Source organism: Collimonas sp. OK607 (assembly GCF_900111995.1).
In the GTDB taxonomy this organism is placed as follows: Bacteria; Pseudomonadota; Gammaproteobacteria; order Burkholderiales; family Burkholderiaceae_D; genus Collimonas.
In genome coordinates, this window is the sequence record NZ_FOKF01000001.1 from 301,338 (window position 1) to 314,478 (window position 13,141).

Annotated in this window: 9 protein-coding genes and 1 pseudogene; 7 read left to right on the plus strand and 3 right to left on the minus strand. The window is 56.9% G+C overall.

Annotation, left to right across the window (positions count from 1 at the left end; translation table 11 throughout):
* Positions 1-48 precede the first annotated feature (48 nt).
* Together BM029_RS01455 and BM029_RS01460 are read right to left on the minus strand one after the other, a co-directional pair.
* Positions 49-522 (minus strand): hypothetical protein, encoded by a 474-nt coding sequence (locus BM029_RS01455; protein ID WP_092431926.1) that lies wholly within the window; start codon positions 520-522, stop codon positions 49-51.
* Between the two features lie 1,296 nt (positions 523-1,818).
* Positions 1,819-3,834, minus strand: a complete 2,016-nt coding sequence (locus BM029_RS01460; protein ID WP_092431928.1) for a hypothetical protein — start codon at positions 3,832-3,834, stop codon at positions 1,819-1,821.
* On the opposite strand from BM029_RS01460, the pseudogene BM029_RS26525 reads away from it, so the two are divergent.
* Positions 3,763-5,031: pseudogene (locus tag BM029_RS26525) on the plus strand (NAD-glutamate dehydrogenase domain-containing protein). The gene BM029_RS01460 and the pseudogene BM029_RS26525 sit on opposite strands and share 72 nt — an antisense overlap.
* Positions 5,032-5,202: 171 nt before the next feature.
* Complete coding sequence (locus BM029_RS26530) at positions 5,203-6,105, plus strand: hypothetical protein (RefSeq protein WP_371329073.1); 903 nt, start codon at positions 5,203-5,205, stop codon at positions 6,103-6,105.
* A gap of 175 nt (positions 6,106-6,280) precedes the next feature.
* Here BM029_RS26530 and BM029_RS25525 read toward each other — a convergent pair whose 3' ends face one another.
* Complete coding sequence (locus tag BM029_RS25525; RefSeq protein ID WP_139217178.1) at positions 6,281-6,649, minus strand: hypothetical protein; 369 nt, start codon at positions 6,647-6,649, stop codon at positions 6,281-6,283.
* 396 nt (positions 6,650-7,045) lie between these two features.
* On the opposite strand from BM029_RS25525, the gene BM029_RS01485 reads away from it, so the two are divergent.
* The 5 genes from BM029_RS01485 to BM029_RS01505 all read left to right on the plus strand — a co-directional run bounded on the left by BM029_RS01485 (position 7,046) and on the right by BM029_RS01505 (position 12,823).
* On the plus strand, positions 7,046-8,818 hold the full coding sequence (locus BM029_RS01485) for a thiamine pyrophosphate-binding protein (RefSeq protein WP_092417163.1): 1,773 nt from the start codon (positions 7,046-7,048) through the stop codon (positions 8,816-8,818).
* Positions 8,819-8,870: 52 nt separating this feature from the next.
* Positions 8,871-10,139, plus strand: a complete 1,269-nt coding sequence (frc, locus tag BM029_RS01490; protein WP_092417164.1) for a formyl-CoA transferase — start codon at positions 8,871-8,873, stop codon at positions 10,137-10,139.
* A gap of 114 nt (positions 10,140-10,253) precedes the next feature.
* Positions 10,254-10,703 (plus strand): PAS domain-containing protein, encoded by a 450-nt coding sequence (locus tag BM029_RS01495; protein WP_092431939.1) that lies wholly within the window; start codon positions 10,254-10,256, stop codon positions 10,701-10,703.
* A gap of 78 nt (positions 10,704-10,781) precedes the next feature.
* On the plus strand, positions 10,782-12,029 hold the full coding sequence (gene frc, locus BM029_RS01500; RefSeq protein WP_092431941.1) for a formyl-CoA transferase: 1,248 nt from the start codon (positions 10,782-10,784) through the stop codon (positions 12,027-12,029).
* Positions 12,026-12,823, plus strand: coding sequence for an AraC family transcriptional regulator (locus BM029_RS01505; protein ID WP_371329070.1), 798 nt, complete (start codon positions 12,026-12,028; stop codon positions 12,821-12,823). Before frc (BM029_RS01500) ends, BM029_RS01505 begins: the two co-directional genes overlap by 4 nt.
* Positions 12,824-13,141: the final 318 nt, after the last annotated feature.

A 13,141-nucleotide genomic window follows, 5' to 3' on the forward strand; every position in this document is an offset into this window, starting at 1 on the left:
GACACAACAGCAGCAAGCCGGCAGACAAACGAAGACGGAGCCAGAAGGTTAGACCAACCGCCGAAACCTGTAGGCAGCAAGAAAAGAATCACCCCTAAAAACACCAGCGACCGCACCGATAAACAACTGGCACAAGAAAGACCCCGCGAAACATACAACCACCACGAGCACGAACCGGGCGGGAACCAAAACGCGAATCACGAAACCTACCGGCAAGCGTTCACCGGCCCAGAAGAAAAAAACGCAAACTGCGCTGACAACCAAACACACCAAAACCACCTCCCGGACCCAAAGGAAACACAGCACCACACCAAAGAAACCGAACACGACAAAAAAACATACCCCGAAAACCGCGACCCAGCGCCCAACCAGCCAGGTCTCAACCTGAAAAACGAGAAAGAACAGCAGCCCAAGAACCGAAGCAGAACCAAACGCATAACCACCGAAAAACCGCAAATCCAGACCGTAGACAACGATACACCAAACAACAAATCCCACAATCAACGCACCAACCAACAGCAACGAGCCCCCAAAAAAAAGGCAAAACGCCAAAAAAAAAAGCCAAGCACAACACGCAAGCAACCACACGCACAACGAGGCACAACCCGAAAGCAAGAGCGACCCACAAAACAACACAGAAAGGAGACGCAAACAAAAAACAAAACAACCCAGAACCAGCGGACAGAGGAGCGAACCCGCAGCGAAGATGGCACAAAATCAACCGGATCAGTCGCAGGGCCAAAAAAGCCAACCGGCAGAATGGATCAAACCTCGGCGATAAACAGATTTCTGAAAAAGAACGCCGGAGCAACACCACCAGCAAAATCGCCCCGACCGCAGCTGCATTAACCCAAACCACCATGGTTCCCACAAAAGAACACCCCCCAAACAAACGCCGACCACGGCCGGAGCCACGGCCAGCCGGCAGAAATGGCGCACGCCGCCAGGTCATGAATCCCTAACCAAAACATCTAACCAGACTGGAGATCGCAAAAACCATCAGCGGGAGCCACGCAAGAGCTAGAAACGAAACTGATGGACCCAATGCGCACAAAAACCATCCGAAAAAAAAGCAAGCACAAACCCGCCGTACAACGAAAACAGCAAAAGCAGGCACAGAGAGTACAATCAGCCCGAGATCGCCGACCACCAAAAGCAGCGGCGACGAGGCAACATTCCCGGACCGAGGAATACGCCAAGGGAGGGGAAGAACACAGACTAAGCCGCGACAGAACCCAGCGCCAAAGCACCGCAAGAAACCAAGCACACCCCGCAAAACAAAGGGACAGCAACACACCCCCGATGAGCATCCAAAAGAAACCGGGCGACAAACAGGCCTCGCAATCAGGCAACAGAGGGATCGAAAGCGCCAACCACGACATGCCATGCCAACCCCACACCGGAACCACAGAAACAAAGACCCCCAGCCCAACGACGCACCCGGCAATACAACCGGTATGCCCGGGCCCGCACGAACCTGCCCAACAGCGAGAAAAAATCCACCGAACCAACGAACCCGCCCGCAAGGAGGGTAGCAAGCAGAACAAAACAGCCAGGAACAAACCAACCACACATACAGAGCGAGAGAATCGCACCGAAGCAGCACGCAGGAAAAAAACCCCGCCCAGCCTCCGCAAGGCGCGAGACGAACCCCCCGCCGCGGTCGAACACGGGCCCAGAACGACAAACGCCGCCCCCCCACCGACCCAGAAACCGAAAAAACAAAGTACGCGCCAGACAACCCAGACCGCGTAGAAAACGCAAAAGGAACAACAGCACGCCTGCCGCCAATGGACAGCAGACGAACAGCAGAAACCCCTAGGTGAGAGCCAGTACGAACGGGAAGCAACCGCAGGAAAAAACTAGCGGCAGGGCGGGCCGGGTTCGGATCGAAACAGACGCCAAAACCACCCACGGACCAACCAAAGCAACAACAAAAAACCAAACAACCAGCAAGCCAGCAGAGAGGCCCGGTCCCCGATCGTCAAGACCAACCACAATCCAACCGCAACCATACATCCGGCAGGGTAACCCCACCAGGAACCCAACAAGAGATAGAAGCACAGCCACAACACAGCCGCGCACCGGCGAACACGCCACCAACAAAACGCCACCAACTACATGGTACCAACAAGCGAAAACCCCCGAAGGCGCCCCAAAGTCGCGAACATGCCGGAACCAACAAACATTCAACCCAAGGGACATCTCACAAAAACAGGCACCACCATCAAAGAACAAAAACCGACCGACAAAATGAAAAAGAATAAAGAACAGGAAACGTTCGAAACAGCAAGACACAACCCGCGCCGGGAAGAGCGAAAGCACACCCACCCAGATATGCGAAGCCACCACGTTCGCCGAAACGAAACCGGCCGGCCAGTCGGGCAACCCGAACGACGCAAAACCAAACAGCCCGAACCAACCCAGCAAAAGCCGGGCGAAGCCGAAGAACGCACAGGCACCCAACGCAAACCGGAATCGGACAAAGCCAGCCGAACCCCTATACAGGATAAAGTCCCCAAAGACCCAGCTAGACCAGCAGAGAACAATCCCCAACACAGCCAAGCGCGCAAAAGGGAAGCCACAAGGCGAGCGCAGCACCACCAGACGAAAGAATGCCACCAGCAGAGCCGAAAAGAACACCGCAAAAGACAGATGCGGCGACACCCACCACAACGACCCGACAGTCGCCGAGAACACGAATCCCCACCCACCGCGGGCCAAGACAGCACACGCCAAAAAACCGCACACCAGAAGACCAGCCGGCCCAGGAGCGGCGACCGCCCGAGAGAAGACCACCCGGACGCACAACACCAGAAAAAATAGCGAGCCGCCAAACCAATACCCCGGCAGCAAAACCCGCCGATCAGCGACAAAACGGGCGACAAGGAGAACGAAGAACATCACTACCGAACCGAGCGACAACATCCCGAGCCGCACCGCAGCCACGATCGCCGCAAGCAAACCGCGCACCACAGTCAAAACCAAAACGAAAGCAACAAGCAAACCCACGAACAGCCATGAGGACAAGCCGCAACAAAGGAAACAGACAATGAAGAACAAAAACGGAGAAAGCAGCAAAACCGCAACAACGGGAGCGAAAGAAACAGCCGGCGAGCCCAGCCACAAGATCTCCGGCAACGCCGAACAACCCACAGCAACCCCGAGAGCCACCAACCGCGAACCCACAAGCCGCAAAGGCAGCAAAATCAGCAGGCACGATGCCTCAGACCATGCCACCCAGAAAGCCAAAAAGACGCAGAAACACAAGCGAAACCCAAAACACGACCGCAACAGACCGAAGAGCAAAGCGAACAAGCACCAAAGCACCACCAACAACGGACACCACCCCAGGGCCCCGGAAACAGCAACCCCAACCAGCCAAAAAAGCACTCCCAACGGGGACCCCAAGAACACCCAAAAGCACATCGAGCCAACAAATCCGAAAAGGCCAAACCCCACCGACAACAGCAACCAAAAAAGACCCGCAACACAGGGAAGTAGTCGCCCAGGGTAGAAGGCGTCCAACCGCACGGCGCAAAACGGGCGCCCGCAGGCTGAAGCGGAACCCATCCCCGTGAGCAAGCCCGAACGCAACCACAGCGAACGCGGAAGGCGCAGATCGGAAAGAACGCGGAAAGCGGGCCGCAAAGCACCAAGGCCGGACGAGACCCCAACAAAAAACCGCCGCAAACCGACCGCCAACCCGAGTTGCAAGAAGACCAAGCCGGCGACCAAACCGACACGCGCCGATAGCTGCAACTGACCAATAACCCGAGAGACGGCAAAGGAGCGCAGCACCAAAACGCAGTCCACTACCAACAAAATGAGCATAACCTTGCGCGAGCCGCCGAAAAAACCAACGCCAGGTGCTCAAAAAACACCAAAGCAAAAAACGCCGAAGACGAAGGATGGCGAGGCAACGCCCGCGCTGCAAACCGATCCATAGGTCAGAACCATAAAAAAACGGGCACGACCGAACCAGACGCAGACGACGCACCCAAACACCATCTACGCCAAACCCAAGTTAATACCCAAAACCAGCAAGGAACAACGGGCCCAAGCGCAAACACAGCGCGCCACCTGATCCGCAACAAAAAGCTGATCCCGCCCAACAGCAAGCTACGCAAACGGAACCAACATCAACAAATGAGCCAGGAAACGAACCCAGAAACAAAAACCACGAAAGTTGAACACGAACCCCCCACGGCATAGACACCATCAAACCAAGCCGAAGACAACGAAAACCAGAAGTAAAGCGGAAGAGGAAACAATAAGACCAACCACAAAAAAATTACAATCACAAAAAAAAGCAACGAAAAACAAACAACAAAAAACAGCCAACAGACAACAAAAAAGGACACAAGCAACACCAAGCGAGCGCCGAAGCAGCGGATCCAAAACAGCAGCAGCAGCACCTACATCAACGCCACCCCCAAAACCCAAGAGCAAGGCACACAACGCAGCAACCAGACGAACCCCAACAATCACGCAGAGCAAAAGGCAAAGCAAATAGCGGAAGCCAGCAACATCGGGACCAAAAACTGCCGCCGCACCAAAGAAGCCCAGAAGGGCGAGAAAATCGGTACCCATCCCATCAACAATGCCGCCGCCGTCGATGCCGCAGACCAAGAAGTAAATAACAACATCACAACCAACCTGATCGACAGCGAAGCCGAAACAACCAAGAAGCACAGCAACAAAGGGCGGGCAGAAAGCACGGAGGAAGGCAACCCGCAAAAACGGACCCATAACCACCACCAGACCCAGGCACGCCCGACAGCAGCACGCCGCGCCGCCAGCCCGCCGGAAACCGAAACCCCGATCACCAACATCATCCAACCCGCCGGCCAGCAACACCCGGTCCTCGACTTCCGGACGTCCCAAGAAGAATGCACTGAACGCAAGACGGCGAAAAAAGGAAGCACCGCGCCACAGAAGGCCGTGCTGATAGCCAAGAAAAAGACCAGGACAAAAAAACACCAGACGGCAGCACAGATGACCACAAAGCCGGTGATCGCCAGGACATAGGCCCCGTACGTCCCAAAACCAGCGCGCGAACGCATGCCGAACGCAAAAAAACCCCAGACCCCCAAGCACGAGAGCATAGCCAAATAGCCGATCAAGACGCTGACAAAGACGCTCCCCCCCACCACCATCAAGCAACCCACCGACAAGAGCGGCAACAGCCCCACACACCCACTGCGCGCCAGCATCACCGAAAACAACGGACGCGAAAACAACAAAATCAGCCAAGACATCGATGACCGCGAGAACCGGCTGCCAGAGACCCAACACGCCCAAAAGCCGGACGACGTCAGCGGATTGACCGAACAAGCCAGCCTCTGGTGCGGCCAAAGACACGCAAACGACCCAGCGATTGAAGCCAACACCGCGCGCAGCAAACACGCTGCCGACAACCCCGGGACGCAACAGACCGCGAAACGCACCACAACCGAGCCCGACCCACTGAAGGCAAAACGCGACGCGCGGAGACAAGCCAACCGCGCCGAAAACCCGGCGCCGCGGATTACCAGCGCCGACCGCATCACGGCCAAGCTCAACATCGCGCAAATCCCCAAACCCACCGGACACAACCCAGAACCGGCCGAAGCGCACGAATTCGACACGCACCACAAAGGAAACGCCGGCAAGAGGCCGAAACAGATAGCACACGAGCCGATAAATGCACATTGCCACAGCACGGCAAGAACCGCGCGGAAAAACCAGCAGAAACGTAAAAACCGCCCCCAAAAGCAAAAAAGCAAACAAATGACGCCCACGCTGGAACAGGCGCAGGAAACGACCGATGGCTGGCAAACCGCCACCCGCAAACCACGCGAACAAAACACCCGCAAGCACACCCACCACCAGAAGCGCGCCAATGTCGACCCGCCAATACTCTCGGCAGCCACCCACGAGAGCAGATCGATGGACAACACCACAACCGAAACAGCGGAAGCAAAGACGCCAACAAAAACGGAAAACCAAGCACACTGCCCCGAGCGAAAGCGACGGCGACATCTAGACAAGGACAAGCAACCGGCAAAACAAGAACAACGCAAGAGACCGTCCAATAGAAAACGAGAAGAACCAAACGTCTAAACACATCAAACCAGAACACACACGGAACCTCGCAATATCAACCACCGCAAGAGAACAAAATAGCCCCGGAACACAACACAACGCCGCCGGCGATCCACCTTGACCAAAAGAACAGAAAACCAAAGACGACGCCAGCGGCCCGAAGACGCAAACTAGCAACAAACCCGCGAACCCCTTAAATGCCCCCGTCAACCGCCAAGCGGCGCAAGGTGGACGGGAAAAGGCGCAGATAGCGCACCAGCGCCTCGCCAAGAAAGAGACCGTAGACGGCGGGATGCGCCCACAAGAAGCCATGCACGCGACCCAGCGCAGCAAGCAAAGGCAACCGCATCGGATCCGCAAGGAGCGCGCGCAGCAACCGAACCACACCAGACGCCAAGGGGCGCCTCACCAACCGATGGGCATCCACCAAAGCAACCCAATCCCGCAGCCGCAAGAGGCCAACCCGCCCCCACGAAAACCAGAACATCAGATACCGCCCAGGCCACAACAGGCCACACGCACCAAAACCCGCCCACAGGACGAACAAGGCGATGAACCGCAAGACCAGGCCCTACGCCGCCAAAGCGCGCAAGACGCGCCGAAGGACCCCGCCCAGGACGAAGCAGGCCCCCACAGAGTGAACGCCCGGACGCACCAGCACGGCCCCCTTGAAGACAGACACAACAGTCACCGGCCATGCCACCAACAAAAACCCAATCTCGTTTAGTTCTTTGAAAACATGATAATGACACACCAGAACACCAAGCATGATACACTCACAAGCAACTTCGAGCAGGATCATGTAACCGAAAAAAAGGAAGGAAGAAAGAAACAAACAAAAAGCAAGAAAACTTGACCAAGGTCAATGCCGAGAGCTGGCGGTGCTAGCTAAGATGGCATCAAGCTGAAGAAACGCAAAAAGCGGCACTCAAAAAGATAACCGATAACAGGAGGAGCAATGGCAGCAGTAATATCCGAATCGAAAGTGGCGCCAGGCGCAGTGTCGAGCACCACAGCCGACGATACGCTCAAACGCAAGAGCCGTGAAGCCGGCGTCGTGTCAGGCGGGCATCTGGTGGCGCGTGCGCTGAAGAATGAAGGCGTCGACACCATCTTTACCCTGTGCGGTGGCCATATCATCGATATCTACGATGGTTGCATCGACGAAGGCATTCGCATCATCGACGTGCGGCATGAACAAGTCGCGGCCCACGCTGCCGACGGTTATGCCCGTCAAACCGGTAAATTGGGCGTGGTAGTGACTACGGCCGGCCCGGGTTGCACCAATGCCGTGACCGGCATCGCCACGGCGTTCCGTTCCGAAAGCCCGGTGCTGCATATCGGCGGCCAGGGCGGCATCACCCAGCACATGATGGGTTCGCTGCAAGACTTGCCGCATACCGAGATGATGCGGCCGATTACCAAATTCTCCGAAGGTGTGCGTTCCACCGAACGTGTGGCCGACATGGTGTCGATGGCGATCCGGGCCTGCTTTGCCGGCGCGCCCGGCCCGGCCTACCTGGAAATTCCGCGCGATGTGCTGGACCGTGAAATCGACATCAGCAAAGCCGTGATTCCGGCTGCCGGCCAATACCGCGCTTCGGTGAAATCGCTGGGCGATGTGGCCGATATCGAGAAGCTGGCCGACATCCTGGTGCAGGCAGAGCGTCCGGTGGTGTTGTACGGCGGCCAGGTCTGGTCGTCCCGTGGTCACAAGGAAGCAATCGACCTGGTACGCGGCCTGGATATTCCAGCGTATTTCAACGGTGCTTCACGCGGCTTGTTGCCGCCAGGCGATCCGCACCATTTCGACCGCACCCGGCGCGAAGGTTTCGATAAAGCCGATGTGATCCTGATTGTCGGTACCCCGTTCGATTTCCGCATGGGCTATGGCAAGCGTTTGGGTCTGAATGCCAAGGTCATCCAGATCGACCAGGATTACCGTACGGTCGGCAAGAACCGCGACATCACATTGGGCCTGGTAGGCGATCCCGGCACCATCCTGGGGGCGGTATTGCAAGCAGCCAGTGGCCGTATCAACAAGAGCGCGCAGGAAAAACGGCGCGCCTGGATGAAGCAGCTGCAACTGCAGGAAGCGATTGCGACCGAGAAGCTGATGCCGTTGTTCAAATCGAACAGCTCGCCGATCCATCCTTACCGCGTTGCCTACGAAATCAACGAGTTCCTGAATGACGACACGATCTACATCGGCGACGGTGGCGACGTGGTGACGATCTCGGCGCAGGCGGTACGTCCGCGCAATCCTGGCCAATGGATGGATCCGGGCGCGTTGGGCAGCCTGGGTGTCGGCACCGGCTTTGCGATTGCTGCAGGCCTGGCCAATCCGGAGAAAGAAGTGCTGTGCTACTACGGCGACGGTGCGTTCAGCATGACCTCGTTCGACATGGAAACGGCGAATCGTTTCGGTGTGCCGTATATCGCGGTGATCGGCAACAACTCGGCGATGAACCAGATCCGTTACGGCCAACTGGCGAAATACGGTGAAGAACGCGGCAACGTCGGCAATCTGCTGAGTGATATCCCGTATGGCAAGTTTGCCGAGATGCTGGGCGGCCATGGCGAGGAAGTGCGCGATCCGGCGCAGATCGCCGGCGCTTTGCAGCGGGCCCGTGAAGCGGTGAAAACGACAGGTCGTTGTGCAGTGGTCAATATCTGGGTCGATCCTGCGGTGTACGCCCCGGGAACCATGGCTCAGACCATGTACAAATAAGTTCTGGCTGCAAAGACAAACAGATTCGATCAAATGAAACAGGAGATTTGAAATGACCAAGGAAACAAACAAGGCAAAGCCACTGGACGGCATCCGCATCATCGACTTCACACACGTGCAAGCCGGTCCTGCATGTACGCAATTGCTGGCATGGTTCGGCGCCGATGTAATCAAGGTTGAGCGTCCCGGTTCAGGTGACGTGACACGCTCGCAACTGCGCGACATCCCTGATGTCGATGCACTGTATTTCACCATGTTGAACAGCAACAAGCGATCGCTCACGCTGGATACCAAAAAGCCGGAAGGCAAGCTGGTATTGGAAAAGCTGATCAAGGAATCCGATGTCCTGGTTGAAAACTTCGGGCCAGGCGCACTGGACCGTATGGGCTTCTCCTGGGAACGCATCAACGAACTCAATCCAAAGATGATCGTGGCTTCGGTAAAGGGCTTCAGCGATGGCCATCACTACGATGATTTGAAAGTCTACGAAAACGTCGCTCAATGCGCCGGTGGCGCTGCCTCGACCACCGGTTTTTGGGACGGCCCGCCAACCGTCAGCGCCGCTGCACTGGGCGATAGCAACACCGGCATGCACCTGGCGATCGGCATTCTCACGGCGTTGATCGGTCGTGACAAGAGCGGCAAGGGTCAACGGGTTGCAGTGTCGATGCAAGATAGCGTCTTGAATCTGTGCCGCGTCAAATTGCGCGACCAGCAACGTCTGGACCGGCTCGGTTTCCTGGAAGAATACCCGCAATACCCGCACGGCACGTTCAGCGATGTCGTACCGCGCGGCGGCAATGCCGGCGGTGGCGGCCAGCCGGGCTGGGTGCTCAAATGCAAAGGTTGGGAAAACGATCCGAACGCCTATATCTATTTCACCATCCAGGGCCATGCCTGGGCGCCTATCTGTAAAGCGATCGGCAAGGATGAATGGATCGAAGATCCGGCCTACAACACGCCGAAGGCGCGCCAGCCGCATATCACCGAGATTTTCGACACCATAGAAGTGTGGCTGAAGGACAAGACCAAGTTTGAAGCGGTCGATATATTGCGCAAATTCGACATCCCTTGCGCACCGGTGCTGACCATGAAAGAACTGGCTAACGATCCTTCTCTGCGCGCCAGCGGCACCATTACCGAAGTCGATCATAAGGAACGCGGTAAATACCTGACCGTCGGCAGCCCGATCAAGTTCTCCGACCTGACGCCGGAAATCACCGGATCGCCATTGCTGGGCGAGCATACCGATGAAGTGTTGGCGAGCCTTGGCTACAGCGCAGGACAGATTGCAGAATTGCATAGTTCGCAAGCGGTCTGATGATCCGGGAATAGCAGTATGATAGGTGGATAATCGTCGTGTTGACGATTGACGGCGTCCGCCTCGGACGCCGTTTTCACATGCAGGCGGCTTACTCGACACAGGAGCAGGAATATGTCATCCACACTCGATCTCAAGCAGTTGGTAGAAGCAATTGGCGATGCCATCGTGATTTCCGACGCCAAGGGCGCCATCACCTTATGGAACCCGGCAGCCGAGCGCATGTTTGGTTTTACCCGGGAAGATGCGTTGGGCAAGTCGCTGGATCTGATCATCCCCGAGCGGCAACGCCAGCGTCATTGGGACGGTTACCAGAAGACCATGGATACCGGCGTCACCCGCTACGGCAATGATGTACTGCGGGTGCCTGCGGTACATAAGGATGGGCATACCTTGTCGATCGCGTTTACGGTAGCGTTGCTGCATACGCCGGACAACAAGGTGGCGGCTATCGTGGCGGTAATTCGCGATGAAAGCAGCCGCTTCGCCGAAGATCGCGCCTTGCGCAAACGCCTGACAGAACTGGAAGCCAAACTGGCCACGCAAACAGCTGAGTCCAGTTAATATATCGGAAGAGCCGTTGCCGGGAGACGTAGCATGGTTCCCGCACTATAAATATATAAATACAAACAGGAGATTGTAATGAGCAAAGCACTGGATGGCGTGCGCATTCTTGACTTCACCCATGTCCAGTCAGGGCCGACCTGCACTCAGCTGCTGGCCTGGTTCGGCGCCGATGTTATCAAGGTCGAGCGCGCAGGCGAGGGTGACGCTACACGTGGACAATTGCGCGATATTCCCGGGGTCGATAGCTTGTATTTCACGATGTTGAACCATAACAAGCGTTCGATCACGTTGGATACCAAGAATCCCAAAGGCAAGGAAGTACTGGAAACTCTGATCAAGGATTGCGATGTACTGGTGGAGAACTTCGCGCCAGGCGCCCTCGATCGCATGGGCTTTTCCTGGGAGCGCATTCAGGAATTGAACCCACGCATGATCGTGGCCTCGGTCAAAGGTTTCGGGCCTGGCAAATACGAGGATTGCAAGGTGTATGAAAACGTCGCCCAATGCGCGGGCGGTGCTGCGTCCACCACCGGTTTCGACGACGGCCCGCCGATGGTGACCGGCGCCCAGATCGGCGACAGCGGCACCGGCTTGCACCTCGCGCTGGGGATCGTCAGCGCACTGTATCAGCGCCACACTTCAGGGCGTGGACAAAAAGTGCTGGCGCCGATGCAAGACGCTGTATTGAACTTGTGCCGCGTCAAGCTGCGCGACCAGCAGCGGCTGGAACGTACCGGCACCATGCACGAATATCCGCAATACCCGGACAGCAAATTCGGCGAGGCAGTACCGCGAGCCGGCAATGCATCCGGCGGCGGTCAGCCGGGCTCAATCCTGAAGTGCAAAGGTTGGGAAACCGATCCCAATGCCTATATTTATTTCATCACCCAAGGCGCGGTCTGGCCAGCAGTTTGCAAGGTGATCGGCGAGGAAGGCTGGATCGCCGACGAGGCCTACGCCACGCCGGCGGCGCGCCTGCTGCATCTGAAGCCGATCTTTGCCCGCATCGAACAATGGACCATGACCAAGACCAAGTTCGAAGCGATGGATATCTTGAACCAGTACGACATTCCGTGCGGTCCGATTCTGTCCATGAAGGAAATTGCAGAGGATGCTTCGCTGCGCCAGACAGGCACCATCGTCGAAATCGACCACCCGACACGCGGCAAGTACCTGACGGTAGGCAATCCGATCAAGATGTCCGACAGCCCGACAGTGGTCACCCGCTCGCCTTTGCTGGGGGAGCATACCGAAGAAGTGCTGGCGCAACTTGGCTACGGCAAGGACTACATTGCCACGCTGCGCGAAGAGAAGGTGATTTGAATCGCGACTGGACTGACGACATGACCGCGGGATTAAATGACAAAACGCCTCATCCTGTCGACGGTTCAGTCGTGACATCTGCCATGGATTACCCTGATGGCCACATCATGCCGATGCATCGGCATGCTTGCGCACAGTTGCTGTATGCGGCCAAGGGTGTCATGACGGTGGATGCAGCGGCCGGGCGCTGGATAGTACCGCCCGGCCGCGCTGTCTGGCTGCAGGCACATGTCGATCACCGGATTTGCATGCATGGGGAGGTCGAGTTGCGCACGCTGTTGCTTGATGTCGATGCCGCCATGGCGCGGCAGCTGCCGGCACGCAGTTGTGTGTTGAATATCTCGCCTTTGCTGCGTGAACTGATTGCTGCCGCTCATGGCAACCCGGCAGTGGGCGAAGGCGCCAGGCGCAACTGGCATATGCTGCAACTGTTGCTGCATGAATTGGGTTCGGTGACGGTACTGCCACTTTATTTGCCCTTGCCGCTGGCTGCGCGGCTACGCAGTCTTTGCGAACTGCTGATGGCGACTCCCGGCAAGCAGGTAACAATCGAAACCTGGGCCGGCCAGCTCGGTATCTCCACCAGTACCCTGCATCGCCTGTTCCTGCGTCAGACCGGCATGCGTTTCGGGCAATGGCGACAGCAAGCCCGGCTGTTGCTGGCTCTGGAGCAACTGGCGCGCGGCGGCAAGGTCGCTGCTGCAGCACAAGACCAAGGCTACAGCAGCCAGAGCGCATTCAGCGCCATGTTCAGAAAACACTTCGGCAGCACCCCCAGCGCTTTCTACCGCTAAATTCCCAACGCCGGCGTCGTAGGGTGGGTGATCGGCCTGATCCGGACGCACACCGGCAATATGGATTACACCTTATACATCCTGGCCGTTTTGCTGGTCGCCAGCACAGTGGCAGTGATGGTGGGGACGAAGGCCGACAGGAAGTTAGCCGCATAAGTTAGCAGCTGAGTTAGCAACCAAGTTGCTTCAATTATGGGTATGCCGCCGTAAGCGGCGGCAACTCAATCAAAAACACGGATTGGCCCCTCGAGGCCCGTAGTTGAGATAATCCGTAAAGAATCAATAGCTTAGCGCATTGACCACGATTTTCGGAGATGC

What these genes read in the sequence shown, in the direction of transcription:
- BM029_RS01460 (WP_092431928.1), bottom strand. Translation starts at nt 3,834, where the DNA reads ATGCTCATTTTGTTGGTAGTGGACTGCGTTTTGGTGCTGCGCTCCTTT.
- BM029_RS01485 (WP_092417163.1), top strand. Translation starts at nt 7,046, where the DNA reads ATGGCAGCAGTAATATCCGAATCGAAAGTGGCGCCAGGCGCAGTGTCG.
- frc (WP_092417164.1), top strand. Translation starts at nt 8,871, where the DNA reads ATGACCAAGGAAACAAACAAGGCAAAGCCACTGGACGGCATCCGCATC.
- BM029_RS01495 (WP_092431939.1), top strand. Translation starts at nt 10,254, where the DNA reads ATGTCATCCACACTCGATCTCAAGCAGTTGGTAGAAGCAATTGGCGAT.
- frc (WP_092431941.1), top strand. Translation starts at nt 10,782, where the DNA reads ATGAGCAAAGCACTGGATGGCGTGCGCATTCTTGACTTCACCCATGTC.